The following is a 26,278-nucleotide window of genomic DNA, read 5'->3' as shown; positions in this document are numbered from 1 at the left end:
AGATCCTATTGAGGGATGGCGCGCGTGGATGGCAGGTTCCTTTCAATTGCACTTCACTTATTGTCGCGAATTGTCGCAACTGCTTTGATGGCTGCGGCAAACCTGCCGGTTGCGACGTTTGACGCTGCGGGCCAAGGCACGGAGCCGCCATTACGGCTCGAGGCCAGAATCCCACTCGGAGATGTGCGCGGCCGCATCGATCACATGGCGATCGATTTAAAGAGGCGGCGCTTGTTCGTTGCAGAACTCGGCAACAACAGCATGGCGGTGGTCGATCTCACCCATCGAACCGTGCTTCGCACAATCAAGGGATTACGGGAACCACAAGGTGTCGGCTACCTGCAAGGGACCGACACCCTGTATGTCGCGAATGCCGGCGACGGCTCGGTTCGATTGTTTCGAGGAGCCGATTATGCCGCTATCGGCAAAGTCGACCTAGGGGAAGATGCCGACAATGTTCGCGTGGATAGCGCGACCAATCGGGTCTTTGTGGGGTATGGCAGCGGTGCGCTGGCTGTCATCAATCCCACGACTAACCGGAAAACCGGCGATGTGCCGCTAAAGGCGCATCCCGAAAGTTTTCAGCTCGACGCGAGGACGAGCCACGTCTTTGTGAACCTGCCGGACGTTCATTCAATCGCGGTCGTCGACCGCACATCACTGGCTCAAATCGCAAGCTGGCCGACCGCCGGTTTGGCCGGTAATTTTCCGATGGCGTTGGACGACCCTCACCAGCACGTCCTTATAGCTTTTCGCCACCCTGCGTGGCTCGGCATCTTCTCCATGAGAGACGGTTCGCTCGTCGCGACTGCGAAGATTTGCGGTGATGCCGACGATGTTTTCGTCGACTCGAAACGGCAGCGAGCCTACATCAGCTGCGGAGACGGATTCATTGACGTGCTGGATACCCGGGACCCGCCATATCGACGCATCGCGCAGATTCCGACTGTGTCCGGTGCGCGCACTTCGCTCTTTGTTCCCGCGCTTGACCTGCTTCTTCTCGCGGTTCGAGCGGGCGGAGAGCAGCTGCCGGCAATCTGGGCGTTTCGTCCAACACCTTGAGGTGCGCACCCGTGTGGACGACGTTTTCCTGTTGAGCTGCATACCGATTGCCTATTCGGCATCGGGCGGAGATGCTTCAATGGCCAGGAGCTCTAAGCACTCAATCTCTTGCATCACCTTTCCAGCGATACCTTGCAAATCGCCGTACATGCCGACGGTCGACTCGATTACGCCTTGTTGGATGATGCTGAGCTCTATTGGATCATGCAAAACGGCATTAAAATGACCGGGATGCCTGCGTTTGGTTCAACGCACAACCAGGAAGAGCTATGGGCGATGGTGGCCTTTACCCGACGTCTTCCAGAGATGTCGCAATCGGAATACGAGAAAATCACCGAAGCCTCTGAAGGGCATCATCAGGCTGGAGGTGAAGACCGTGCACCGGCTGCGTTTCGCAAGTGAGTCGTACAGGGACTGCGGAAGGGCGGTCGTGATCGCTATCCGGTCGTGGCGACAAAGGGCCGCCTGATCCTCGGCTGTAGATCGTGTTCGCGCATCAGGCGACGAATCTTCCCTGCCGCCCAGGGCGGTGACGCTTGATAGCCAGGTTCGAATTTGTCGCGGAGGGCGCTGCTGGGATCACCGGTCCTAACTTGGTAAGACGTGGGTAGGTTGGATTGTCCGGTTCAATTGGTCATGACTGCCACGCAACGTCCGCGTCCGCGACCACGATCTGACGGAACTTCTTCCGCGATGGCAGCCTTCTTTTCAGGTTGCGACAGACGCAGGACATCTTCGAGACAGAGCGCGCCGCCATCTCCGCTGCCGCCGTCCCGCGCCGCGAATTCACGCGGGCCAACTTGAGGACTACCTGAGGACAACCGGGGCGACGCGTTGGTGTATATGACGCTCGGCACGGTGAAGTGGGTGGAGCTTGGTGTCCGCACGTCCTGTATGCAAGGTCACGGGCAGGTTCTGACCCTATTCCCGACCTTGACAGCCAAGCGCAATATGCGCCAGTTGCGTCTTCGGTCGTTGCAAGCCTTGACACGATATGAATCAGCATTGTTGGGCGGCAGCCTGAGGATTGAAACCGATATTCGCCTCGCTGGAATGTCTAACGCGACTCCGTCATGATCTTCCGGCCCTGTCGAGCGACGCTGCCAAAGCCGGTGACGCCAACGCAGGTGATGAGGGCAGGCTAGATCAGTGCAGCAGATCCGCCCGGCGACTTTTCTTTTTGCGGCCCGAGCCTTGCGCGACATGGGCGACGGCTTTGTGGCCGTTCTGTTGCCGGTCTATCTCCTCGCATTAGGCTTCGCGCCTCTGCAGGTCGGCATCATAGCAACCGGATCGCTGCTCGGTTCAGCGCTCTTAACCATCGCCGTCGGACTCCTTGGTGCCCGACACGATCACCGCCAACTCCTGTTTGCCGCCGCCAGTCTGATGGTCGCCACGGGTGTGGCCTTTGCTGTGGTCCACGACTACGCGCTGCTTTTGGTGATCGCCTTCGCAGGCACCATCAACCCGTCGGCCGGCAGCGTCAGCGTATTCGTGCCCTTAGAGCATGCCGTGCTCACACGCGAAGTCACCGACGCCGCGCGGACCAAGATGTTCGCGCGCTACAGCCTTGTGGGTGCGCTCGCAGCCGCGGTTGGCGCGCTCGCTTCGGTGACACCTGATCTTCTGGCTCCAGCCGGCCTCGATCAACTCACCGGCATCAAGGCGATGTTCGTGCTCTATGCGTTGCTGGGCCTGCTCGGCGGTCTCCTTTACGCGCAGATCCCGCAGCGCCGTCCAACGTCGGACTCCGGCAGCACGTCCGCGCTTGGCCCCTCGCGGAATATCGTTTTCAAGCTTGCGGCCCTTTTTAGCCTTGATGCCTTTGCCGGCGGCTTCCTCGTCCAGTCGCTGCTTGCCCTGTGGCTTTTCGAAAAATTCGACCTGTCGCTTTCGGAAGCGGGCTTTTTCTTCTTCTGGTCCGGCGTCCTTTCGGCGTTCTCATTCCCCGTTGCCGCCTGGCTGTCGCGGCACATCGGACTCATCAACACGATGGTGTTCACACACATTCCGTCCAGCATCGCCCTGATCCTGGCGGCCCTTGCGCCGACGCTCCCTCTGGCGCTCGCCCTGCTGCTGATCCGTGCCGCGCTTTCGCAGATGGACGTCCCGACGCGCTCATCTTACGTCATGGCGGTCGTCACGGAGGCGGAGCGGGCAGCCGCCGCGAGCTTCACATCGGTCCCGCGCAGCCTGGCTGCCGCAGCCAGTCCCGCCCTGGCGGGCGCTCTGTTCGCTGCCTCGTTCCGGGCTTGGCCCCTCCTCATCTGCGGTGCACTGAAGATCGCTTACGATCTGCTGCTGCTGATGCAGTTTCGGCACCTCAAGCCGCCGGAGGAACGCTGATATTTGGGTGCTTGACGGGGAGGGGTCAATCGCGAAGGCAAATGTTGGAAAGATCGTCGATCACTTCGGCTCTGACTCCGGACTTGTCGAATGCCTGATGTGACCCGACATCCTCGACGCGATGCCTGCAGACCATCACCCGCAGCGCAGCAGACAACGAAAGTCTCCGCTGGGCTCTGCCGATCAGGCAGGCCGTGCTTTGTAAAAGCGGCACCAACCATCGGGGCTGATTTCACCCGCGACAATCTAGGATGCATTCGGCTTCAGGAAATGGGTGCACCCGGCGCAGCGGCGACCTTTGTTTGGAACATCCTAATAAAGCGCCACAGGCTTTGGGGTTGTTTCGGCGCCGCGCGCCGCAGGCTGACCTGTCATGCAGGAAGCAAGCCCACCTGCACCGGCAAATCGCCGCGCCGGTCGTCGACGCCTTAAGAAATTTCCGGCGAGACAGCGCTTGGCCTGGCTTACGTTGTGCCGACCCGCAATTTATCTCACCACGATCTTCTTTAATGGTCTTTCCTCCCAATCGAACCCAAAGAAGCGCCGAGTGCTGATCAGATCGATTTGAGGTACTCGATCAGATCACTCTTTTCCTGATCGGTCAGATCAAGGCCGAGATGGCCGTCATAGTGCTCCTTCTGCGCAAGACGTCGATCGGTTCCACTCCTCCTGCCAGGGGTCGATCAAGTTTAAGGACCCGACGTCTCCTCCCGGCTCGAGGTCTATTTCAATAAAACCGTACGTCACCGTCCTGCTTCCTTGATCCCTTGCCTTCCCTTACAATCCCTTCCGGACACAGAGGAGTTCCGCCATGAGCGAAGACGCCGTCAACATGTCGATCCGCAAGTTCCTGAAGGAAGTCGGCGTCACCTCACAGCGCAAGATCGAGGAGACGGTGCGCGAAGGGCAAATCGGCGGCAAGAAGCTGAAGGTCCGCATGACGCTGACGGCGGAAGGCACCGGCCTCAACCACGTGGTGGACGGCGAGATCGAACTTCCATAAGCCGGGCGAAGCGACCTAGCGAAACGTCCAACGCGGCCGAAAGCCGTCGAGACGGATCAGCGGTTGGAATGGCGTCTGGCCGGGTCGATGTAGTACCGCTCACCCCACGCTCTTGCGACTCTGAGGGAACGCGAAAGACCGACCCAACCAAGCCGTTTGACCCGCGCTGGCAGCTGCTGAGTAGGCGAAGTCAGCATCGCCTCGATCGCGCCACGAACGGTCATTGGTCAGCTACTAACGGAATGTCTCGATCCCATTACTTGCCGTTCGATAGCGCGGACGGACATAACAGTCACGTGGCCTCATTGCGATCATGAGGCGTGCACCCTACCATTTGCCTGGCGGCCTTTAGGGGTCATCACCGTCGGGGGAGGCGTCTGCGCTGCCACCTTCTAAAACGTCGTCGCTTGCGACGCGGTTCTACTTACCGGCGTTGCTCAAGCTGAACAGATCGACGCGATCACGAGAGGGTAGCTCCGGCTGGTCCGCAACGACGAAAGCAGTCTTGTTCCAGCTAACGTCGAATTGGTCGAGCTTACTCACTAGCTTCCTGCGCTCTGCGGCGGAATGCAGCGCTTTGAGTGCCTGCGTTTCATCGGTGCTGATCCCGAGCAACCTTCCACCCGTGGCAGTAAGGTAGGCCAGCAACCAGCCAATAACGAAAGAAGCCGCTCGAATTATTGGCGTTGTGTCCAACAGCAGCGGAACAGAGAAGATCGAGCCCAAGACCACACCAATGCCGATTCTGACGGCTCTGTTGCGGCGAAGGGTCCCCTCGACATCAGTGCAAAGGGCCTCAATCGCATAACGGTCCTCACGGTGCTTGGCCTCCAGCTTTGCGCCCAAGATTGTTGCTTCTTGCTCCCTCTCCTTCTGTATCGTCTCAATTCGTTCATTGACCTTGTTTAACCGTTTTTTCCCTTCGGCTTTTGCCTTGTTGACCGCTTCCAGCCCTTTCTGACGTTCCTCTTCGAGGTGCGGATGCAGCATCTCCTGCCACAAAAGCGGGAGGTTTTCCTCGGTCACGACGTTGGACACACCTAGCGTTTTATCCATGAGGGCCTGCGCGCTGCGATCCTGCGAAATCAGCAAATCGAGCTGGCGGCTCTTGTCGTCATCCCCCAGCGCATCAGTGAGCCGCTTCACGGCCGCTACCACTCCCGGACGGATCGCGAGCACATGTTCGCAGCTTGCCAGCAGCATTCGTTTTGGAATGTTGAGATCACCGGCCCCCATGCCTGTGCGGAGCCAGATGGCGGTCGCAAGTACGCGGCGATGAACGACGGGCGGCACCGTTTCGTCAGGCAGTCCGCTCATTTGGACACACGCTCGGCGGACAATTTGGGCAAGAAGACCGTTCCGAGTCAGGCCGACCGCGTGCGACTTGAATATGTCTCGGCTAGTTCTGCCCCGCCGCTGTCTGACAATGAAGGCAGTGATGTCGGTGTCGTGTTCACGCGCCAACGGATTCTCGGCGTAACTGAGCCTGCCGTAAAGGTCCTGCCAGTTGTCCTTGTTAAAGAACTGGTGCTCGGATGGCCTGCTCCCGGGTTCGATACGTAGCCTTCACACCCACTGCGTCCAACAGGGGAGCAGGGTTGCGCGACACCTCGTTCACATACTCCCGCAAGACCTCACGCCTCAATAGGGCATGCGCAGTCGGGCCTGTAGGGCGCGGATTCTTCAAGACGGCTTGCAGGTTATTCTTTATCTCGTCGAGGCTCTGCCCGAAAATTCGAACCGAGGCCCCGATCCTGATGAGTTCGGCCACGACAGGGGCAGTGTTCTCGCGCGCCAACTTCCCGGAGACACCGAGAAGTTCCATCGCAACTGGCGCATCCAGATAGACAACGAGGTCGGTCTTATCGACCGAGGTCACCGGCTTCACAAAGTCCTGAACGACCTCGGTCAGAAGCCCGATAGCTGCAATCCGGGCAAGTACCTCAGCACTGCCTTGGTTCTCCTCGATTGCATGTTTGACGAAGCGCGCGCACAGGAATTTCTCTTCGTCTCGGAGGGAGGTCGTATTGGGGATTTCTACTACCTGCCGCAGCTTTCCTGACGCATCCGGTTTGACGCCCGCTTTGAACTCGATGCTCTTCTCGCTGAACGCTTCGACGTAAAGGAGCCATTCGACAAGGATGTCCTCGAACTCTTCGACGTCTCGGGGGATTGTAGTGAGTGGCGAAAGCGCTTCGGAGAACTCCTTAAACTGAGTGGCGATGCGGCGTAGCTCAGCCTCAACGGTCTGAGTGGATGCATCCGGCTCGCCGTTGTCAGCCATCTGAATCGTATACGTGGTATCCTTGGCACCTGCGATGTCAGCAACAATCCAGCCGTGACGCTCTAAGTAAGGGACAAATGTCTCGACCAGATCGGAGTTGAAGTTCCACTTGTACATATCGCGAATTGCTGCGGCGATGACATCTGGGTCGAGTTTGCTGCCATTGTGACGGCGCAAGATCGGATCGAAGAACGGCAGCAACCCTTCCAGCACGTTTCCGCTGTCATTTCCGAGTGCAGACAACGCCCCGTAAATGCGAACCGCCGACCGAGTAAGTTGCGTTGCCATGACCCGTATTGAACCGTTGCCTACGGTTGCAGACTAAGGGTCAACGTGGTCGCAGGCTACTGCTTATTGTGCATGTCAAGATGATCATGGTCGGTAATTGTTATGGTCAACGTCGCGGATAGACGCGAACAGCTTCCACCTCTCTTAGCCAAATCAATCCGAAGCGATCCGGCGCCCTAGTGGACGCTCCGCTTCCGAGCCGAGGCGTCGCAGTATGGTCACATCGGGGAAGGTCCGCTTCCGCTCATCGCAAACAGCCTCGAACCGTCGGGCTGAATGACCGCAAACAATAATCCATAGCCGACGATCGCGATCACTGGCCTTGGAATGTCTGGCAAGGGTCAGGAGCGCTGGTTGCGCTCAACGTCGGGTTTCGGGAAGGAGAAACGGCCCAGGACGGGCAGCAATGGGTAGGGAACGCTGGTTGCGTTGAATGTCGGCTATCGGGGGGCTCGGCATAAGCATCGGACCTAAAAGCGGGCACGGGCAAGCCGACGCTCGGCAAAGCCAGCAGGAGCCGTGAGCAATCCCGCCTCCGCGCTTTCGACCAGCTCAAAAGATCGAGTTTGTGATCGATTTTATCGGGCCGAGCAGGATCGATCCTTCCGGCACGCCAGCGTCGATCGGGATGGCTTTGCGGTTTGCTGTCGCCACCATCGGCTGACCGATGTCGGCCGTCACCACGACCGGGGTCTTGTTCGGCACACGATCATAGAGATCGATGATGTCCTGGTTCATCAGGCGCACACAGCCCGACGACACCGACTTGCCGATCGACCGCCATTCCGGCGAACCGTGCAAGCGGTAGAGCGTGTCCTGGTTGCCCTGGAAGAGATAAAGCGCCCGCGCGCCAAGCGGGTTCTTGAGCCCACCGGGCATGCCGCCATTGTCGGCGCTGTACGGCTTCAACTCCGGCTGCCGGGCGATCATGTCGTCCGGCGGCGTCCATTTCGGCCATTTCTGCTTCCATTGGACCACCGCATCGCCCGACCATTCGAAGCCGGCGCGGCCGAGGCCGACACCGTAGCGGATCGCCTGGCCGCCCGGGCGCACCAGGTAGAGGAAGTGATTGGTGGTGTCGACGACGATGGTGCCCGGCTGCTGCCCGGTCGGATCGTCAACGATCTGGCGCAGGAACTGCGGGTCGATCTTGTCGGCCGGTATGGCCGGCAGCTCGAAGCCGCCATCCGACATCGGCCCATACATCGTCACATAGTCGCCGAGCGCCGGCTCGACATAGGTCGGCGGCGGTGGCTCGACCGGTTGTTGCGACAGCGTGGTGCAACTGGAGACCGCGACCGAGGCGGCGCCAAGGGCTGCTGCGTTGAGAAAACCGCGACGGCTCAGGCGAAAAGAGGACGATGGGGGTGTGAACATGATTGCCTTTTTTAAGTCTCAAATCGCAACAAAGCATAAATGCGTCCTGTTGCGCGCGGTTGCCCGAGCAATGCCCGGCGCGATAGGCGGTTCCAATTCTGGCCGCAGGGTGGACAAGCAAAGGCAAAGCTGTGACCGGATCGTCACTGTTGCGCCGACGCAACATTTCCGGTGTCACCCCCCGGCGACCAGACCTTCAAGGGACGGCAGGATCAGGGCCGGTGGAAAATCCCGGTATTCCTCAGGCTGATTGGCGCGGTTGATCCACACTGTCCTGAAGCCGAATTTGGTGGCGCCGGCGACGTCCCAGCGGTTGGATGACTGGAAAGAGACAGCGCCCGGATAGAGGCGCCAGCCCGTGGTGACCATGTCGTAGACCGACGGATCGGTCTTGAAGCGCCTGACGCTGTCGACGGAAAAGACGTCGTCCAGGACCTGGTCGAGCGCGGCGGACTTGACGGCCGCTTGCAGCATCTCAGGCGAACCGTTGGACAGGATCGCCAGCCTTGCCCCCGATGCCTTGAGCGCCTTGAGCACGGCCGGTACCTCCGGATAGCAGTCCAGCCGCCAATAGGCCTCGAGCAGCTTCGCCCTCAGCCCGGCATCGGCGGATGGAACCTTGCGCAGGGCGAAGTCGAGGGCCTGCTCGGTGAGCTGCCAGAAATCGGCATAGGCCCCCATCAGCGTCCTGACCCAGGAATATTCCAGCTGCTTGGCGCGCCAGATATCGGACAGCAACTGGCCGTCCGGCCCGATCTGGTCGGCGTGACGGCGCACGGCCGCATGCACGTCGAACAGCGTGCCATAGGCGTCGAAAACGTAAGCCGCGAACTGCATTCGACAGTTTTGAGGCCGCATAAGGCAAGGCGCAAGCGCTGATTGCAGTCCGCCAGCCCGCTGGCCTCAACAAATCTCAGCCATGCCGGTTGACGGCGGCCGCCAAAGCATCTTCCAATGCGCCGCAACAAGCATCGAACGGAACCTGGCAATGACATTGGCGACAGCGGCGCAATCCGCGACATGGACCTTCGTCGACGGCGACTGGTACGAGGGCAATGTTGCCATTCTAGGGCCGCGCAGCCACGCCATGTGGCTCGGCACCAGCGTGTTCGACGGCGCTCGCTGGTTCGAGGGCGTCGCTCCCGATCTCGATCGCCATGCAGCGCGGGTAAATGCCTCGGCGATCGCGCTCGGTCTGAAACCGACGATGAGCACCGACAGGATCGTCGGCCTGACCTGGGACGGGCTGAAGAAGTTCGACGGCAAGACGGCGGTCTATATCAGGCCGATGTATTGGGCCGAGCATGGCGGCTATATGGGCGTGCCGGCCGACCCGGCCTCGACGCGTTTCTGCCTTTGCCTCTACGAATCGCCGATGATCTCGCCGGCGGGGTTTTCGGTGACGGTGTCGCCGTTCCGGCGCCCGACCATCGAGACCATGCCGACCAACGCCAAGGCCGGCTGCCTTTATCCCAACAACGGCCGTGCCATCCTCGAAGCCAAGATGCGCGGCTTCGACAATGCGCTCGTGCTCGACATGCTGGGCAATGTCGCCGAGACCGGCACCTCGAATATTTTCCTGGTCAAGGACGGCCATGTCCTGACGCCGGCGCCGAACGGCACCTTCCTGTCCGGCATTACCCGCGCGCGCACCATGGCCCTGCTAGGCGAATACGGTTTCACGACGACGGAAAAGACGCTGTCGATCCGCGATTTCCTGGAGGCGGACGAAATCTTCTCGACCGGAAACCACTCGAAAGTCGTGCCGGTCACCCGTATCGAGGATCGCAATCTGCAGCCGGGACCGGTGGCCAAGAAGGCGCGCGAACTCTATTGGGAATGGGCGCATTCGACTTCGCCCGGCTGACCCGCTAAAAAGCGGCCGGCGCTTCGTTTCCGGAGTTGTTCCAGACCAATCCAGTCCTATGTTAGTCCGGTATCGACACCGGATTTTTCCACGAGGGAGTACGACCGATGGCTTTTGAATTGCCCGCCTTGCCCTATGATTACGAGGCTTTGCAGCCTTACATGTCCAAGGAAACGCTGGAATATCACCACGACAAGCACCACAAGGCCTATGTCGATAACGGCAACAAGCTGGCCGCCGAGGCGGGCATGGGCGATTTGTCGGTCGAAGAGGCCGTCAAACAGTCCTTCGGCAAGAATGCGGGCCTCTTCAACAATGCCGCCCAGCACTACAATCACATCCATTTCTGGAAATGGATGAAGAAGGGCGGCGGTGGCAACAAGCTGCCGGGCGCATTGCAAAAGGCGGTCGACAGCGATCTTGGTGGCTACGACAAGTTCAAGGCCGACTTCATCGCCGCCGGCACCACCCAGTTCGGTTCGGGCTGGGCCTGGGTCTCGGTCAAGGACGGCAAGCTGGCGATCTCGAAGACGCCGAATGGCGAGAACCCGCTCGTCCATGGCGCGACGCCGATCCTCGGCGTCGATGTCTGGGAACATTCCTATTACATCGATTATCGCAACGCCCGGCCGAAATATCTCGAAGCCTTCGTCGACAGTCTCATCAACTGGGACTATGTGCTCGAACTCTACGAAAAGGCCTGATCCGTTCCAGAAAGCCCCGGCAGAACCGGGGCTTTTCTTTTTCTGCATCAGAACGACAGCTGCAAAAATTTCACGCAAGCGTGAGGCGAAGCGTCGGAATTTTTAAGCCATCCTTGCCGTTTGTCATCGGGGTGGGACCGCATTCTGAATTTGCCTTCAACATGGAGCCAAGTGAATGAGAAAGCTTATCCTCGCCATCTCGATGCTCGCCTTCGCCGGTTCGGCGGCATTTGCCGACCCGGTAGCCGACCGGCAGGCCCTGATGAAGGAACGTGGCAAGATCGCCGCCGGATTGTCGAAAGTGGTCAAGGGCGAGACGCCCTACGACGCCGCTTCGGTGCTGACGGCGTTGCAGGCACTGCAGGTCAATGCCGAGAAATTCCATGCCGGCGTCGACACGCTTTTCCCGGCGGGCAGCGACACCAGCGACACGACGGCGTCCCCAAAAATCTGGCAGGACATGGCCGGCTTCAAGACGGCTGAAGGCAAGTACCTCGCCGACGTCAAGGCGGCGGTCGCCGCAGCACCTGCGGATGCCGACGCGTTGAAGGCGCAGTTCAACACCATTGGCGGCGGCTGCGGCAACTGTCATCAAAACTACAGGGTGAAAAAAGGCTGATAGCGGGCAATGCGCTTGCTGAAGAAACTTGTCGGCGCCGCCCTCGTTCTGGGCGGCGCGGCCGCGATTGCCGGCTGGTTCCTGTCGGCTCCGGTCAGGCTCGATGCCGCAACGCTGGCTGAGCTTGGTCCTGGCGACGCCGCCAGGGGCAAGCGCATCTTCTACGCCGGCGGCTGCACATCCTGTCATGCCAAGCCTGGCTCGCAAGGCGACGCCCGTCTTCAGCTGGCGGGCGGCCTTGAACTCAAGACGCCATTCGGCACCTTCGTGCCGCCGAACATATCGCAGGATACCAGGGACGGCATCGGCGCCTGGTCGGTCGAGGACTTTGCCAACGCCATGCTGAAGGGCGTGTCGCCGTCGGGCGAGCATCTCTATCCGGCATTTCCCTATGCTTCCTACGCGCGCATGAAGCCGGCCGACATTGCCGATCTCTATGCATTCCTGAAGACGTTACCCGCGGTCGCCGGCAAGGCGCCCGCCAATTCGCTGGCATTTCCCTTCAACGTCCGACGCGGTCTTGGCTTGTGGAAGCTGCTCTATTTGAGTGACCAGCCGGTCGTTTCCTTTCCCGACGGCACACCGGATCCGGTGTTGACAGGCCGCTATCTGGTCGAAGGCCCCGGCCATTGCGGCGAATGCCACACGCCGCGGGATCTTGCCGGCGGCACCAGGAAGAGCCAATGGCTGGCAGGTGCGGCCGCCGCCGAAGGCAGCGGCATCGTGCCGAACATCACGTCGGGCGAGGGCGGCATCGCGGACTGGTCCGAGGCCGACATCGCCAACTATCTCGAAACCGGCTTCACGCCGGATTTCGATACGGTCGGCGGCGCAATGGTAGACGTGCAGCGGAACATGGCCGTGCTGACCCCGGAGGACCGCGCGGCGATCGCCGCCTACCTGAAAGCCGTGCCGCCGCACCCCAACGGCTATCCGGCGCGCAAGAAGCCGTCGAGCTGACGGCCGTTGCGTCAGCGGTCGCCGAGAAAGTCGAAGCCGGTTTCGAAGAAGTGATTGTAGTCGCAGGTCATTTCCTCGCCGGGCCCAATGTCGCGCAAGGCATAGGTCTCCTCCGGCTGCGAGACGTCGCAATTCGGGTCGTCGGCATGGTTCATGTAGCGCGCATCGTCGGCTTCGAAGACGATGTAATTCGGGTCGCGCCGGTCCGGATAGGCGTAGCGGTCGAGATAGGTTCTGACCGGCCCGGTTTCCCGCTCGTAGGCCGCTACCTCGATGCGCCGGTCGTATTTCGGGTCGAGCTTCCAGACCAGCGTGCCGCGGGCAATGTGGTTCTTGGCAAAGACGCCGATGCCCTGGATGGGCGATTTGTCGAGATAGACATCGACGAGCAACATGGCAGATCCCTGGGTGATTGTGTGTTGGCGCGGCTGTGAAAAGGCCGCGCACTGGGTAGCGCGCGGCCTTTGCAATTGCGAGCGGAAAATCAGCTGTGCCTGCCCATTATCCGAAGCCTCGTACGGCTCGTCGCCTGTCGAGACCCTAGCGCTGTTGCAGCGCCAGCCGGATGCCTAAGGCGCAATAGATACCGCCGACAGCCTTGCCTTGCCATCTCAGCACCGTCGGGTTTCGGCGCAGGAATGCACCGAGGCCGCCCGCACCCACGGCGAAAACCACCGTGCTGACGAGGCCCAACAGAACAAAGATGATGCCCAATATCGCCAGTTGAAGCATCACCGATCCGTTTTCAGGCCGCACGAACTGCGGAAGAAATGCGAGGAAGAAAAGCGCGGTCTTGGGATTGAGAACCTCGGTCAAAACAGCCTGCCGAAATGCTTTGGCAGCGGGGATCGCAAGTGCGCCGGCGGCCGGATAGGCCGGCGTTTTCTCGATGATCGCGCGAATGCCGAGATAAATGAGGTAGGCTGCGCCGATGTACTTCACGATGTTGAAAAGCGCCGCCGACGTGGCAATTATCGCCGAAATGCCGACGATCGCCATGAAGGTGTGAACCACGTCGCCGGCCGCGATCCCGGCGCCGGTCGCAATGCCCACCCTGGTTCCGGAACTGGTTGCCCGCGCCACCGTCAGAAGAGTGGCGGGACCCGGGATGAAGACAAAGCCAAGCACAACCGCGACATAAGCTATCAACGTGGCGAGATCGATCATTGGTGGGCTCCGCAACTCTCACCGCCAATGAAGCCACGTCGCGGAACGGAAGGCAATGACCGCTCATCCGCCGATGCTCACGCCGCAAGCTCGGCCTTGCCCGTCACCTTGAGCGCGAAGGCGTAGGTGAAGGCGATTTCCTCCAGTCTTGAAAACCGGCCGGAGGCGCCGGCATGGCCTGAATCCAGGTTGATCTTGAACAGCACCGGATTCCCACCTGTCTTGCGGTCGCGCAGCCGCGCCACCCATTTGGCCGGCTCCCAATAAGTGACGCGCGGGTCGGTCAGGCCGGCCAGCGCCAGGATCGGCGGATAGTCGAGTGCGGCGACATTGTCGTAGGGCGAGTAGGCGGCGATGGTCCGGTAATCCTCCGCCGACGCGATCGGATTGCCCCATTCCGGCCATTCCGGCGGCGTCAGCGGCAAGCTGGCGTCGAGCATGGTGGTGAGCACGTCGACGAAGGGAACCTCGGCGACGATGCCGCCGAAGCATTGCGGCGCCATGTTGGCGACCGCGCCCATCAGCATGCCGCCGGCCGAACCGCCTTGCGCAACGATGCGGTCATGCTGCGTATAGCGTTCGGCGACAAGGTGGTGGGCGGCAGCGACAAAATCGGTGAACGTGTTCATCTTGTTCGCCCGCTTGCCGTCGTCGTACCAGCCATAGCCCTTGTCCTTGCCGCCGCGAACATGGGCTATCGCGTAGACAAAGCCGCGGTCGACCAGCGAAAACAGATTGGTGTTGAACGCGGCGGGTACGGCTATGCCGTAAGATCCGTAGCCGTAAAGCAGGCAAGGGGCGGACCCGTCGAGCGGTGTGTCGCGGTGATGGAGGAGCGAGATCGGCACCAGTTCGCCGTCGGCGGCAGGCGCCATCAGCCGGCGCGTGACGTAGTGCTCCGGGTCGTGGCCGGACGGCACTTCCTGGGTCTTGAGCAGCACCCGCTCGCGGGTGCGCATGTTGTAATCGAAGACCTGCGCCGGGGTCGTCATCGACGAATAGGAAAAGCGCATGATCTCGGTGTCGTATTCGTAGGAGCCGGACAGGCCGAGCGAGAAGGCTTCCTCGTCGAAGGAGATCAGGTGCTCCTCGCCGCTCTTGCGGTCGCGCACGACGATGCGCGGCAGGCCTTCCTTGCGCTCGAGCCGGACCATGTGGTCCTTGAAGCCGATCACCGAAAGGATCAGCCGGCCCGCTTCGTGCGGCACCAGTTCCTGCCAGTTGGCGCGCACCGGATCATGGGCCGGCGCCGTCATGATCTTGAAGTCCTTGGCGCCGTCGGCATTGGTGAGGATGAAGAAGATGTCGCCGCCTTCCTCGAGTTCGTACTGCAGGCCCGTCTGGCGCGCCGCAACCAGCTTCGGCTCTGCGAACGGATCGTCGGCGCTCATGATGCGGTATTCCGAGGTCTCATGGTCGTTGATGCCGATCATGATCCACTCGTTGGAGCGCGTGCCGCCGACATCCATGAAGAAGCCGGGATCGGTCTCCTCGTAGATCAGCCGGTCGTTTTCAGGACCGTCGCCAAGCGCATGGAACAGCACTTTGGAAGGACGGTGGTTGGGGTCGAGGCGGGTGTAGAAAAAACCGTCATTGCCGGCATCCCACACACCGCCGCCGCCGGTGTCCGGGACCCTGTCCGCCAGATCGTTGCCGCCGGCCAGATCGCGGACGCGCAGCGTGTAGAATTCGGAACCCTTGTCGTCGAAGGCCCAGAGCAGCTTGCTGTGGTCGTCCGAATGATCGACGCCGCCCAGGCGGAAATAGGGCTTGCCCTCGGCCTCGGCATCGCCGTCGAGCAATATCTGCTTGTCGCCGCCGTCACGCGCCGTGCGGAAATAACGCGGCTGCTGGCCGCCAAGCTTGAAGGAGGAGCCGTAGGCGTAAGGTCCGTCCTTCATCGGCACGGAAGAATCGTCTTCCTTGATGCGTCCCTTCATTTCCGCGAAAAGCTGCTTCTGCAGTTGGACCGTATCGGCCATCAGCGCCGCCTGGTAAGCATTCTCGGCTTCGAGGTGGGCGCGGATTTGGCCGTCGAGCAGGGACGGATCCCTGAACATCTCTTGCCAATTGGCGGCCCTCAGCCAGCCATAATCGTCCGTCCGCGTTATGCCGTGATGCGTGTCGAAGATCGGCCGCTTCTCCGGCTGCGGCGGCGTGGCGGTCGGAAACACTGGGGTTCTGGTCATTGCGTCTCGCTGTGGAAGCTACTTGAATGGCGAATGAACACGCCGAGCAGCGCGGGTTCAAGGGCTATGATCTATTGTCGTGGTGGCTCGAGAGGACGGGCTGGAGGAGCGGATAACGAATATTTCTTCTCGGACTGCCGCGGTTCTCGCCGTCGCTGCGATGACCCTGCCAGTGCCGGTCAATCTCATGCAACTGCCTTCGCGGCTTGGCAAGTGGCCGATATGGCTGGGTCTACGGAAATACATTACCCCATTTCAATGACACAGCGCACCGCTCCGGCGACGGCTCGCGAGCAACAGTAACGCTTCGCAACCTATGATTTTACTGAATCCGCCGATCATCCAGGCTGTAATGCCGCCGGCAGGGTCAAGCATCGAACTCTATTTACCTGCTGCCGTTTGTGTAATGGCTGCTTGCCGCGGCGTCAGTCGATGCTGGTCTGACCAGAAAAAACGGCAAAGTTACGCTTTGCACGAAAGAGTGAAGCTGAATATGGAAGATTTGACTTGTATCGCTGAATAGACCGAAAGAAGCGAATTGACTTACTTGGCGGCCCGGCCCATTAAGATGCCGCGACGCGAATCGCGGAGGCTTTTTCCTGCACAAGTTCGCGCGATGCCCAACTATCGAAACGGGCGCAAACAGAAACAATTCTCGTTGGGGCCTGAACGCCATGGATATTACCGAAACACCTTCCAGAAACAGTGACGCGCTGATCGAGCTCACCGCCGACGTGGTGGCTGCCTATGTCAGCAACAATCCCGTACCGGTCGGCGAACTGCCGAACCTTATCGCCGATGTCCATGCCGCTCTCGGGCGTGTCGGCGGGGCCGCCGAGCAGCCGCCTGCCGACAAGCAGAAGCCGGCGGTAAATCCGAAGCGGTCGGTGCATGACGACTACATCATCTGTCTCGAAGACGGCAAGAAGTTCAAGTCGCTCAAGCGTCACTTGATGACCCACTATGATCTGACGCCCGACCAGTATCGTGAAAAGTGGAACCTGGACCCGAGCTATCCGATGGTTGCGCCCAATTACGCGGCCGCCCGTTCGCAGCTCGCCAAGAAGATGGGTCTCGGCCGCAAGCGCAAGGGACGCTGACAAGCGGCTCTTCCGGTTTGATACTCAAACGGCGCCTACAGGCGCCGTTTTCGCATTGTGGGGAGACCAAGCTCAGGCCGCCAGTTCTTCATGCCGCCGGCAATTGCCGTCCGGTCAGGCGGTCTGCTTCAGCGCTGCCTCGGCGTCACGCTTGATGCGCTTGACCATCGAGCGAAGACCATTGGCGCGCTGCGGCGACAGGTGCTCGTCAAGTCCGAGTGCCTTCAATGTGGCCTCTGCGTCGGTCCTCTGGATTTCGCTGGCCGGCCGTCCCGAAAACAGCGCCAGCATGATGGCGACCAGGCCGCGCACGATATGCGCGTCGGAATCGCCCTTGAAGGTGATAACGGGGTCGACACCCCCGCCTTGCTCGGTGGTCAGCCAGACCTGGCTGACGCAGCCGGGCACCTTGTTGGCTTGTATGCGTTGCTCGTCGGGAAACGGCGGCAGCGCTTCACCCAGTTCAATCACATAGCGATAGCGGTCTTCCCACTCGTCGAGCAGGGAAAAGTCGTCGCGGATGGTCTGGATCGTCGTCGTCATTCCCCCGGATATAGTCATCCGGCGCTGCCACGTCACGGAAAAAGAGGAGAAACGCCGCAGGTGCCGAGAGCGAGAGCCTTGCGGTTTAGCGATGAATTCGGCCGAAACAGTCTCAGTTCTTCGCCGGCAAGTGCACTTTCGCCGGCAAATCGACTTTCGCCGGCAACACGATTTCCTCGGACACGCTGCCGGTGGTCGTCACCGTATCGGGTTCAGCGGCCTTGTCGTCCAGCATGGCGGCCGCGATCTTGGCGGTCTCCCTGGCCCGGGCGGTGATGGTGTGCATTGCCGATTTGCCGGTCTCGCACACGTCCGGCTTGCGCTCGCAGATGCCGGCGATATCGCCGACGGCTTCGCGCGCCGCAAACAGCGCCTGGAGCGGCCCGACGCTTTCGCGGCCCGCATCATCGGCGCCGACACCCAGCGGCAGCGCCAGAAGCACCAGCGAAAACCAGAAAGCAGCTCTTATCAGAAAGCCCATCTGTCTGTCCTTTATGACGTCATGCATCCGAACCGCACGACCCTTGTACCGCGATACTGACACAGACGCGCAAAGGACGGCTTGTCCCGAAAGCAACAGTTTTCCTTAAATTTTAGGTAGATTCGAAACGAAGCGTTTTGAAGTTCATTTGCCTCGAACGGCTCAGATTTTATTCAGCAAATGATAACCATCCAACCTATTGTTTTTCATTATCATTTTCTTAATCGGCGACAGTTTGATGCCATCGGTCGTAGGTTCAGGCGCGGGCGGTGTGGATAACGCTCCGTTTACTATGGCGGCAATTGCCCCGGTTTTTCCCCGCCGGTATCCCGATATTTGCAGCCTGCCGGGGGACCATCGGCCCAGCCTTATCCATTCCTTAAACGCTGGATGCGAGTTTCGGAATCGACAAAAGCCGCCTGCAAAGCAGGGCCGTTCACGACCGGGTGCGTTGAGTTGAGTGCGATCAAGGCCAGATACGCCGAGTTGCCGGGCGCGATAGCCGCCGGTTGCGAACGGATGGTTCATCCGTCCGTGCTCGGCCAGAGCGATCGTCGCCGCCACAGTCGGTTCATTGGCGCCATGCTGGCGGCTCCTTTCTTCAGCGCGGGTGCAGCGGTGACGCTGGTCACGTCGGGCATGGGCGCGGCCGTGACCGTGGCTGCCATCTTTGCGGCGTTCGGCCTTTGCTGGTTCGCCGCCCTGCTGGTGGCTGCATCGGTCAAGATGACCCTGGCCGGCCAACTCGCCTTGGTCGTCGGCAGCGTTGCCCTCGGTGCCCTTATCGCTGCCGCCGGCGGTGTGGCCTCGCCGGTTGCCTTGCTCGCGGTGGCGGTGCCGTTTGAAGCGTGGTGGATCGGCCAGTCGCGCCGTGCCGTGATCTGGGGCGCCATATCGGCCTTTGTCGCAGTCTTGCTGCAGCCTTTAGCCGGTTCCGTCTTGCCGCTCGACCAGACCGAAATCGCCGCATGGCACTGGCTGGTACCACTGGCCTGGGCACTCACGCTCATTCCGCGTATCGCTCCGCTTCGCGGCGCCGCCAGCGCACAGTTCGATCCGGCCGGCAGCCACCGGCTCGAAGACCTCATCGACGCCGTCGTGCTGCGAATCGCGGCGCATGGCGAGGTTCTGGACGTCTCGGCTAAGGCACGCACTATGCTGCGGCTGCCACCGGAGCTGCTTTTCGGCACCGGACTTTTCGATCGCATCCATCTGTCCGACCGCGTCCCGTATCTCAGTGCGCTGGCCGATATGCGCGATGGCGCCCTGTCGCGCCGGCTCGACCTTCGCGTACGGCTGCCGCAGAGCAGTGGCGTGACGGCCGACAATTACCGGCCGTTCTCGCTCGAGATGATGCGCGCGCCGGGGCAGGAGACTGTCTTTACGCTTCTTCTGCGCGAGAACGACGAACTGGCCGGACTGCGCCAGGAGCTTGCCGCCGCCAATGAGGCGGCTGCCTCCGCCGAGGTGGCGAAAGGACGCTTCCTTGCCGTCGTCAGCCATGAGTTGCGCACCCCGCTCAATGCCATCATCGGCTTTTCCGACATGTTGCTGCACGAGATGTTCGGCAGCTTCAAGGATCCGCGCCAGAAGGAATATGTCGGGCTGGTCAGGGATTCGGGCCAGCACCTGCTCGCCGTCGTCACCTCGATACTCGACGTATCGCGGATCGAATCGGGCGCCTACGCGACCGAACCGGAACCGTTCCGCTTCCGCGAAGCGGTCGAGATGTGCCAATCGATGATGCGCCTGCAAGCCGAGGCAAAGGCCATCGATCTGCAGGCCCAGATCGCGCCGGACGCAGGCGAAATAAATGCCGACCGTCGCGCCGTGCAGCAGATCCTGATCAATCTCGTCTCTAACGCGATCAAGTTCACGCCCGAAGGCGGCAATGTCGTCATCGGCGCCAAGCGCATCGGCTCGCGGCTGCATTTCTGGGTCCGGGATACTGGCATCGGCATCGCCGAGGAAGATTTCGCCAATCTCGGCAAGCCGTTCATGCAGATCCAGAACGACTATACCCGCCGTTTCGAAGGCACAGGCCTCGGGCTCTCGCTGGTGAAGGGGCTGGTGGCGCTGCACGAGGGCACCATGTCGATCGAAAGCATGCCGGGCGAGGGCACTACGGTGACGATCAGCCTTCCCGTGAGCGGCCCGACGGGCCGCTCGGCGGAGAAGGCCGGCGTGGTGCCGATGTCCGCGGCCAAAGCCAGAGCGGACGGTGGCAAGGGGGAGAGCAATGGGTCGCTCCGCAAAACAGCCTAAGGCGGTCAAACGCCGCGGCAATGCCTTCGAGCACGGAGCTATGGCTCTGGGCAGCCTGATCTCGCGCAATCCTGTTGTGGTCGGCGGCTCCACCGCATTCCTGGTGACGCTGTTCTACGTCTCGGCGAACGCGCTTTGGTACCAGCCATTTCCGCATGCCGGCGCGTTTTTCGCCACCAGGAGTATCGAGCGCTTTCCCCGGGCGGACAGCGACGAGCCCGAAACCACCATCAATATCGTGCGTCCGGCCGCTGCGCCGATCAAGAGCGACCCGGTCGTCGAACAGGTCCAGGGCATTTTGAAGGATCTCGATTTCTATTCCGGCACCGTGGACGGGATTCCCGGACCGAATACGCGCAAGGCCATCCAGGCCTATCAGCAGAAGGTCGGATTGAATGCCTCCGGCGAGATCGACAGCGTCCTGCTGGATCAACTGGGTGCCACGCCGACGACCGCAGCCGTGGTTCCGCATCCCGTGCCGCGGCCGGTCGAAACGGTCGCTGTTCCAGCCGCCATTCCAGCGTCCGCACCGGCAAATGCGGTGGCGCCGGATCCCCGCATCGTCAAGATCCAGGCCGGACTGAAAGCGTTCGGCAATGACGACATTCAATTGGATGGCGTCGTAGGCGCGCGCACCAAGGCCGCGATCAAGGAATTCCAGGCGCTGTTCGGCTTGCCGGAGACCGGCGAGCCAGACGAGATCGTCTACGTCAAGATGCGCGAGATCGGCCTGACCAACTAAGGGTCGTGACGGCCGCTCGCCGGTCGCTCGGCAAAGACCGGTTACGGTTTTCCGGCCAATGCTGTAAGGACCGCCGCATGTCCAGGAATTCTCCATGCGGGTAACCACCGATCTGTGGGTGTCGGCGCTGTTGCGCCGGGTTTTCAGCGCCGGCGGCTTTGCCGCCGTGGTCAAGCGCGGCGCGACGGAAGCCGGCGCGGTTTTCGTGCTGGCGCGGGGCAGGCTGGGGGAGATAGCGCTGTTCGGGCCGGCGCCGCAGACGAGTTACGATTCAGCCAGGCCGGACGACCGTTTTTTCAGCCTGCTTGGCGAAGGCGACGATGCCGCCATCTTCGACGCGCGGCTGGAGCGCGAGAAGAGATTCGATCCGGATATCTGGGTGGTCGAGATCGAGGCGGGCGCCATTCCCGTCGAGGAGCTTATCTCGGTCAAGGCGTCGTAACGGCAAGCCTTCAGATGCGACGCGCCTTTGGGGTGGCGGCTATATCGGCGCTGTTCGGCTTGCGCAGGTCGGCATTTGCGGCGACGCGCCCAGGCTTGCGAACAATTTTCGATACGGTGTCGGCCTTCCAGCCGCGGAGCCTGTCCAACGCCGCGTCGCGGTGCAGCAGGCGGTAGCGGTCGAGGAAGATGCGGATCGCCTGCGGGTGCGGAAACTCGGTCGGATAGATGGCCGCCGTGATCAGGAACGCCTTGTCTTCACTAAGGTCGAGCGCGCGCAAGGCGGCCAGCAGCGGTGTGTAATTGTGGCTCGCGGTGAGCGTCCGCGCCGTTGAAAAATCGACTTCGAGCGCATCGGCGAGCGCTGTCTGGAAGAATGCCGCATTGCCGGTCAGCGCGGTCTCGCGCAGCTTGACATAGGTTTGTGGCTCGACGAACGGACTGATGGCGGCGCCGCTCTCGGCGCGCATCATGGATCGCAGCCTGCGGCGTACAGTTTCAGCGGCATCGGAAGCCTCTTGCCTGTTGACCTCGCCCGCAACCACTTCGGCGTTTTCGGACGCGGCTTTGGCGGTTGTTTCCGGCTGCTGCTGCGACCGCACCAGCGTCGGCCTTTCGAGCACTTTGATGAGATCCGCGATCGTTTGATTGAGATCCTTGCGGCGGGCAATGGCACGGGCATGCGGCAGGCCGTGACGCCCGATCAGCGCGATCAGGTCGACGTCGCTGAGGGCGCGCGAGCGGATCAGCAGCGGAGCGGCGATGTCGACCCGCTCCTGGCAAAGCCGCCGCACCAGCGCGGCAGGTGCATATTCGCATTCGGAAAGGGCTGCCGCGACGTAGCGGCGCGATTCGACCGAGACATTCTCGAAAAGCGGCAGCGTCAGGTCTTCGAGCTGCGCGATTTCCCGGCGCGAAGGGCGGGTGAGCGAGCAGAACGCCGATACCGCGGCGCGAAACAGCCTTTCGGCCTTTCCCGATTCAGCTCCTGCTGCGATTTGCCTGAAATCCGAAGCTGACACGAAGGATACGCCCGACACTCGACACGATCTGGACAGCGCTCTGCCGGGCTGTACCGGTTTCGCGTTTCCCAAGAACAAAGATCAATTTAGCGGCGATCCGTTAGCGCTCCGTTAACCTACTACCTTCTTAATCGACTATGGAGGCGTTGCGTTGTGCTCCGGGGCAACCGAGAGGAATACGCGAACCATGGGCATGGTACTGTCTTTCGTGCCGCGAACGGCGGCAACCAATCGAGCACAACAAGCCGCGCCGGCGGCAGTGATCATCTTTCCCGGGGTGCGCTACGAGCAGCGGCCGCTGACGGGCGAAACGCGGCCGGCCGGCCCCGACAAGCCGGGACCTTCGGGAACATTGCCGGTACCGCATCACTGAGCATCGGAACCGGCTTAAAAATCCTGCAGTTCGCAGGAACTCTGTTCGAGAAACCGCGAGACGATCGGCTTCCAGCTGTCGTCGGGCACGAACGAACGGACGACGAATACGCCTTCCTCTATCGGCGCCTCGACGAAGATGGCCCCCTGCAGTTCCTCGGGAAGATCCTTGCGGACCTCGATCATCTGGGCCGGCGTCAGCACAACGGTGTCGAGCACGCCTGCGGTCGCGCTGTGGTCGTTGAACGAGTAGATGTTGTGGCCGCCGCGGTCGTAGACCGATATCGACCAGAACGGCACCTTTCCCGGTGCCTTGACCCGCATCATCCCATCGGCAAGATCGAAGCGGCATGCCGCCGCATAAAACAGCGGATCGACCGATTTCACCACCGGCGCGCCGCCGGCTTCCGCGTCGAGCCTGGTCATCTTGTAGAGATCCGAAGCCATGGCCAATCGCGACCAGGCGTCGCGTTCGGAAAACTCGGGGACGAGCAGCAGCACGATGATGTGCACGATGCCGGCGCCGAGCAGGCCGAGCAGCACGGCATGCAGCAGGCTACGCATTGCAGCCGACCTTCTGGATCTGCGGCAGCGTGACGTCCGAGAGACCGGTGCTGCTGGCGATCGGCGTGTCGTAGAACGTAAGCACCAAGTACATCTTGCCGGCGCCGCTGGTCAGCAGCCAGTTGCCGGGCACAGGGCGGCTGCCGACGGAAATGACCACCGAATTGTCGGCCTGGCGCAGCACTTGATAGGACTGCAGCGCAGCCGGCCTCGGCTTGCCGGTCTCGACCACGCCAAGCGACTGGTCGGCGGCATAAAGCGTCCAGAACCGGGCGGTGGGAAAGCCGCCCGCAATCTTGTAGGCACATTGCCGCTTGAGCTGTTCGCCGCCGGAATCGCGCTCGGCGATGAAGGACAGTCCTTCCGCCTGTCCGAGCGCCAGCACGCCTTCGCGAGCCACGCGGGCCTTCGAATAGGGATCTGCCGTCGGCGTGCCGATATCGGGGAAGGCGGTCCATTGGCCGATCCTGATGGCGCCGACGCCATCCTGCAGCTTCAGTGCATACCAGACGCTGCCGCCACCGCCGACGACGGCTATGGCAAGCGAAAGCAGTGTCAGGAAGGCGTTCTTGAGCATGAGGAGGCAGGGAACCGAAGGCCGGGACTGAAAGATTGCCGCTCGGGGATATCGCGGCGCAGGGCCTTGTGGCAAGCGGCCCTGTGGAATTGACCGCTCAGAGCGCCGACAGGGTCTCCGGCGCAGCGGGCGCGTCGAGCACGGGTGCCGCCTGGAACAGCTTCGTGAGTTCCTTCAGGGTCTGGGTGGTCCGGCTGGACAGCACCGGCGGACGCTCGGCGGCGGCATCGGCTGCTGCCTGTTCGGCGCTCTTCTTCTCCGCTTCCTCGGCCTTGGCAGCGATTTCGGCATCGACGAAGGGGTGATCGAGGCCGGGGATCGGTCTGAGGTCGATATTCTGGTGCGCATAGAGCATCAGGCGCTGCCACACCATGGCCGGCAGCGTGCCGCCGGTCATCTTGTTGGTCGCGGTGAAGTCGTCATTACCGAGCCAGACGGCGGCCGTGTAGTTGCCGGTAAAGCCGACAAACCAGGCATCGCGGTAGGACTGGGTCGTGCCGGTCTTGCCGGCGACGACGATGTTTGGAAGGGCTGCGCGCCGGGCAGTGCCGATCACCGGCACCGCCGCCAGCATGGTGTTCATGTATTTGAGCGCCTGCTCCGATAGCACCCGGTGCGGCGGCGGCGCATCCTTGGCGAAGTCGTAGACCACCTCGCCGGTACGGGTGAAGAGTTGGCTGACGCCGTGCCGGGTTCCGGCAAAGCCGTTCTGGGCAAACACGCTGTAACCCGTCGCCTGGTCCATCACGGTCATGCCCGACGTGCCGAGCACCATGGTCTTGTGCGATTCAAGCGGCGACTCGACGCCCATCGCCTCGGCCATCGCCTTGATCGGCTTGATGCCGAGATAATCCTTGGCCAGCCGCACCGGCACCGTGTTGATCGATTTGGCCATCGCCGTGATCAGCGTGACGTTGCCGGCCGACCCGCCATTGTAATTGTGGGGCGACCAGCTGCCCCAGGAGATGGGTCCGCCGGAAACCACCGAATCCGGCGTGAAGCCATGCTCCATCGCCGTCGCATAGACATAGGGCTTGAACGAGGAGCCGGTCTGGCGAAGCGCTTTGGTGGCGCGGTTGAACTGGCTGGCGCCGTAGTCGCGGCCGCCGACGATCGCCCTGACCGCGCCATTGGTCTCGATGACGACGATGGCGCCCTCGGTGACGTTGTATTCCTTGCCGAACTGGCGGAGGTGGAACTCCATCGATTCTTCGGCCGCCTTCTGGATGTTGGCATCGAAGGTGGTGTGGGCGACAAGCGAGTGCGGGCCACCTTTGGCGGCGATCTTCTTGACCTCGTCGAAGGCCCAGTCGAGGTAATAGTCGGGGCTCTTCTGCTCGCCGCGGTCGACGATTTCGGCCGGGTGCAGCCTTGCCTGCAGCACCTGGCCTTCGGTCATGAAGCCGGAATCGACCAGATTGGACAGCACCACGTTGGCCCGCGCCCGGGCGGCGGGCAGGTTTATGTGCGGCGCATATTTGGTCGGCGCCTTGAACAGGCCGGCCAGCATCGCCGCCTCGGCAAGGTTCAGGTCCTTGACGCTCTTGCCGAAATAGAAATCGGCTGCCGCCTCGATGCCGAAGGTGCCGCCGCCCATATAGGCGCGGTCGAGGTAAAGCTGCAGGATTTCCTTCTTCGACAGATTGGCTTCGAGCCACAGCGACAGGAACGCTTCCTTGATCTTGCGCTCGAACGTCCGCTCATTGGTCAGGAACAGGTTCTTGGCCAGCTGCTGGGTGATGCTCGAGCCACCCTGGACGACGGAATTTGCCCGCACATTCTCGAATATGGCGCGCGACAGGCCGAGCACATCGATGCCGTAATGGTCGAAGAAACGGCGGTCTTCGGTCGCCAGCACCGCCTTGATGACATGGTCGGGCATCTCGTCGACCGGCACCGAATCGCGCTGGATGATGCCGCGCTGGCCGATCTCGTTGCCGTAGCGGTCGAGGAAGGTGACGGCGAAGTCGCCTTGCGTGCGCCAGTCGCCGGCGGTTATCTGGAAGGCCGGCAAGGCCAGCGCCAAAAGCACGACGATGCCGCCGGCACCGAGCGTAAAGCCTTCACTCAACAGTTCGATCAGGCCACGGCGCCAGCCGCCGACGCGGAAACGCCGCGAGAAGATGGTCGCCGCTTCCCAGAACTGGCGCGCCCTGAAGCCGATTTCGTAGACCGAGGAATCGATCCATGCATCCACCGCCAGCAGCCTTGCGGCGATCGGACCTCTTCTCTTGCGTGGTTCCAAAGGACTGGCCATTCCAGGATCCGGCTGCGGCGATGCCGCCAACTGAGAAACCGCATACCG

26 protein-coding genes are annotated in these 26,278 nt (G+C 61.5%); 13 read left to right on the top strand and 13 right to left on the bottom strand.

The window, feature by feature from the left end:
• Nucleotides 1–24 precede the first annotated feature (24 nt).
• The 4 genes from NKJ73_RS14540 (at nt 25) to NKJ73_RS14525 (ending at nt 4,411) form a co-directional block, all read left to right on the top strand.
• Nucleotides 25–1,062 carry a YncE family protein gene (locus NKJ73_RS14540; RefSeq protein WP_352569881.1) on the top strand — a complete coding sequence of 346 codons (1,038 nt, stop codon included), beginning with the start codon at nt 25–27 and terminating at the stop codon, nt 1,060–1,062.
• A gap of 132 nt (nt 1,063–1,194) precedes the next feature.
• Nucleotides 1,195–1,464 carry a c-type cytochrome gene (locus NKJ73_RS14535; protein ID WP_352532616.1) on the top strand — a complete coding sequence of 90 codons (270 nt, stop codon included), beginning with the start codon at nt 1,195–1,197 and terminating at the stop codon, nt 1,462–1,464.
• A gap of 801 nt (nt 1,465–2,265) precedes the next feature.
• Nucleotides 2,266–3,408: an MFS transporter gene (locus tag NKJ73_RS14530; protein WP_245274795.1), complete on the top strand. Its 1,143-nt coding sequence runs from the start codon at nt 2,266–2,268 to the stop codon at nt 3,406–3,408.
• An 811-nt stretch (nt 3,409–4,219) separates the two neighbouring features.
• The gene (locus NKJ73_RS14525) at nt 4,220–4,411 is read left to right on the top strand and encodes a DUF6494 family protein (protein ID WP_023679340.1); all 192 of its coding nucleotides are present in this window, start codon (nt 4,220–4,222) and stop codon (nt 4,409–4,411) included.
• A 420-nt stretch (nt 4,412–4,831) separates the two neighbouring features.
• Here the strand turns inward: NKJ73_RS14525 and NKJ73_RS14520 are convergent, their stop codons facing one another.
• From NKJ73_RS14520 to NKJ73_RS14505, 4 genes are all read right to left on the bottom strand, one after another.
• Nucleotides 4,832–5,728 carry a hypothetical protein gene (locus NKJ73_RS14520; protein WP_352569880.1) on the bottom strand — a complete coding sequence of 299 codons (897 nt, stop codon included), beginning with the start codon at nt 5,726–5,728 and terminating at the stop codon, nt 4,832–4,834.
• A gap of 199 nt (nt 5,729–5,927) precedes the next feature.
• Nucleotides 5,928–6,983: a hypothetical protein gene (locus NKJ73_RS14515; protein WP_031213483.1), complete on the bottom strand. Its 1,056-nt coding sequence runs from the start codon at nt 6,981–6,983 to the stop codon at nt 5,928–5,930.
• A 552-nt stretch (nt 6,984–7,535) separates the two neighbouring features.
• On the bottom strand, nt 7,536–8,360 hold the full coding sequence (locus NKJ73_RS14510; protein ID WP_023677853.1) for a L,D-transpeptidase: 825 nt from the start codon (nt 8,358–8,360) through the stop codon (nt 7,536–7,538).
• Nucleotides 8,361–8,534: 174 nt separating this feature from the next.
• Nucleotides 8,535–9,197: a haloacid dehalogenase type II gene (locus NKJ73_RS14505; protein ID WP_023677852.1), complete on the bottom strand. Its 663-nt coding sequence runs from the start codon at nt 9,195–9,197 to the stop codon at nt 8,535–8,537.
• 151 nt (nt 9,198–9,348) lie between these two features.
• Here NKJ73_RS14505 and NKJ73_RS14500 point away from each other — a divergent pair, with 151 nt between their 5' ends.
• From NKJ73_RS14500 to NKJ73_RS14485, 4 genes are all read left to right on the top strand, one after another.
• Complete coding sequence (locus tag NKJ73_RS14500; protein WP_352470990.1) at nt 9,349–10,227, top strand: branched-chain amino acid aminotransferase; 879 nt, start codon at nt 9,349–9,351, stop codon at nt 10,225–10,227.
• 107 nt (nt 10,228–10,334) lie between these two features.
• Nucleotides 10,335–10,931, top strand: a complete 597-nt coding sequence (locus NKJ73_RS14495; RefSeq protein WP_023677850.1) for a superoxide dismutase — start codon at nt 10,335–10,337, stop codon at nt 10,929–10,931.
• A gap of 175 nt (nt 10,932–11,106) precedes the next feature.
• A complete protein-coding gene (locus NKJ73_RS14490; protein ID WP_352566539.1) occupies nt 11,107–11,550 on the top strand; it encodes a c-type cytochrome in 444 nt (147 codons plus the stop codon).
• Nucleotides 11,551–11,559: 9 nt separating this feature from the next.
• Complete coding sequence (locus NKJ73_RS14485; RefSeq protein WP_352569879.1) at nt 11,560–12,510, top strand: cytochrome c; 951 nt, start codon at nt 11,560–11,562, stop codon at nt 12,508–12,510.
• A gap of 11 nt (nt 12,511–12,521) precedes the next feature.
• On the opposite strand, the gene NKJ73_RS14480 is transcribed toward NKJ73_RS14485, so the two are convergent.
• The 3 genes from NKJ73_RS14480 to NKJ73_RS14470 form a co-directional block, all read right to left on the bottom strand.
• Nucleotides 12,522–12,905: an SET domain-containing protein gene (locus NKJ73_RS14480; RefSeq protein ID WP_023677847.1), complete on the bottom strand. Its 384-nt coding sequence runs from the start codon at nt 12,903–12,905 to the stop codon at nt 12,522–12,524.
• A 145-nt stretch (nt 12,906–13,050) separates the two neighbouring features.
• Nucleotides 13,051–13,677, bottom strand: coding sequence for a LysE family translocator (locus NKJ73_RS14475; RefSeq protein WP_023677846.1), 627 nt, complete (start codon nt 13,675–13,677; stop codon nt 13,051–13,053).
• Between the two features lie 77 nt (nt 13,678–13,754).
• Nucleotides 13,755–15,866 carry a S9 family peptidase gene (locus NKJ73_RS14470; RefSeq protein WP_352566131.1) on the bottom strand — a complete coding sequence of 704 codons (2,112 nt, stop codon included), beginning with the start codon at nt 15,864–15,866 and terminating at the stop codon, nt 13,755–13,757.
• A gap of 674 nt (nt 15,867–16,540) precedes the next feature.
• Between NKJ73_RS14470 and NKJ73_RS14465 the strand changes: the two genes are divergently transcribed.
• On the top strand, nt 16,541–16,966 hold the full coding sequence (locus NKJ73_RS14465; RefSeq protein WP_023677844.1) for a Ros/MucR family transcriptional regulator: 426 nt from the start codon (nt 16,541–16,543) through the stop codon (nt 16,964–16,966).
• A gap of 114 nt (nt 16,967–17,080) precedes the next feature.
• Here the strand turns inward: NKJ73_RS14465 and NKJ73_RS14460 are convergent, their stop codons facing one another.
• Both NKJ73_RS14460 and NKJ73_RS14455 read right to left on the bottom strand, forming a co-directional pair.
• Nucleotides 17,081–17,509: a SufE family protein gene (locus tag NKJ73_RS14460; RefSeq protein ID WP_023677843.1), complete on the bottom strand. Its 429-nt coding sequence runs from the start codon at nt 17,507–17,509 to the stop codon at nt 17,081–17,083.
• A 112-nt stretch (nt 17,510–17,621) separates the two neighbouring features.
• Nucleotides 17,622–17,990: a DUF5330 domain-containing protein gene (locus NKJ73_RS14455; RefSeq protein WP_023677842.1), complete on the bottom strand. Its 369-nt coding sequence runs from the start codon at nt 17,988–17,990 to the stop codon at nt 17,622–17,624.
• Between the two features lie 519 nt (nt 17,991–18,509).
• On the opposite strand from NKJ73_RS14455, the gene NKJ73_RS14450 reads away from it, so the two are divergent.
• From NKJ73_RS14450 to NKJ73_RS14440, 3 genes are all read left to right on the top strand, one after another.
• Nucleotides 18,510–20,255, top strand: a complete 1,746-nt coding sequence (locus NKJ73_RS14450) for an ATP-binding protein (protein ID WP_352570001.1) — start codon at nt 18,510–18,512, stop codon at nt 20,253–20,255.
• Nucleotides 20,230–20,997: a peptidoglycan-binding domain-containing protein gene (locus NKJ73_RS14445; RefSeq protein WP_352566132.1), complete on the top strand. Its 768-nt coding sequence runs from the start codon at nt 20,230–20,232 to the stop codon at nt 20,995–20,997. Before NKJ73_RS14450 ends, NKJ73_RS14445 begins: the two co-directional genes overlap by 26 nt.
• 94 nt (nt 20,998–21,091) lie before the next feature.
• On the top strand, nt 21,092–21,439 hold the full coding sequence (locus NKJ73_RS14440; RefSeq protein ID WP_352454316.1) for a DUF1491 family protein: 348 nt from the start codon (nt 21,092–21,094) through the stop codon (nt 21,437–21,439).
• A gap of 10 nt (nt 21,440–21,449) precedes the next feature.
• Here the strand turns inward: NKJ73_RS14440 and NKJ73_RS14435 are convergent, their stop codons facing one another.
• Entirely contained in the window at nt 21,450–22,460 is a 1,011-nt protein-coding gene (locus tag NKJ73_RS14435; protein WP_352569878.1) for a DUF2336 domain-containing protein, read from the bottom strand.
• Nucleotides 22,461–22,647: 187 nt separating this feature from the next.
• On the opposite strand from NKJ73_RS14435, the gene NKJ73_RS14430 reads away from it, so the two are divergent.
• Complete coding sequence (locus NKJ73_RS14430) at nt 22,648–22,833, top strand: hypothetical protein (RefSeq protein WP_023677835.1); 186 nt, start codon at nt 22,648–22,650, stop codon at nt 22,831–22,833.
• 14 nt (nt 22,834–22,847) lie between these two features.
• Here the strand turns inward: NKJ73_RS14430 and NKJ73_RS14425 are convergent, their stop codons facing one another.
• The 3 genes from NKJ73_RS14425 to NKJ73_RS14415 all read right to left on the bottom strand — a co-directional run bounded on the left by NKJ73_RS14425 (nt 22,848) and on the right by NKJ73_RS14415 (nt 26,230).
• Nucleotides 22,848–23,396, bottom strand: coding sequence for a DUF1254 domain-containing protein (locus tag NKJ73_RS14425; RefSeq protein WP_352569877.1), 549 nt, complete (start codon nt 23,394–23,396; stop codon nt 22,848–22,850).
• Nucleotides 23,389–23,973, bottom strand: coding sequence for a DUF1214 domain-containing protein (locus tag NKJ73_RS14420; RefSeq protein ID WP_352569876.1), 585 nt, complete (start codon nt 23,971–23,973; stop codon nt 23,389–23,391). Before NKJ73_RS14420 ends, NKJ73_RS14425 begins: the two co-directional genes overlap by 8 nt.
• Nucleotides 23,974–24,070: 97 nt before the next feature.
• Nucleotides 24,071–26,230: a transglycosylase domain-containing protein gene (locus tag NKJ73_RS14415; RefSeq protein WP_352569875.1), complete on the bottom strand. Its 2,160-nt coding sequence runs from the start codon at nt 26,228–26,230 to the stop codon at nt 24,071–24,073.
• Between the last annotated feature and the right edge of the window lie 48 nt (nt 26,231–26,278).

The organism is Mesorhizobium sp. M0074 (assembly GCF_040322975.1).
Lineage (GTDB): Bacteria > Pseudomonadota > Alphaproteobacteria > Rhizobiales > Rhizobiaceae > Mesorhizobium.
The sequence above is the reverse complement of the archived record's forward strand: the minus strand, read 5'-3'. Positions and strand labels throughout refer to the sequence as shown.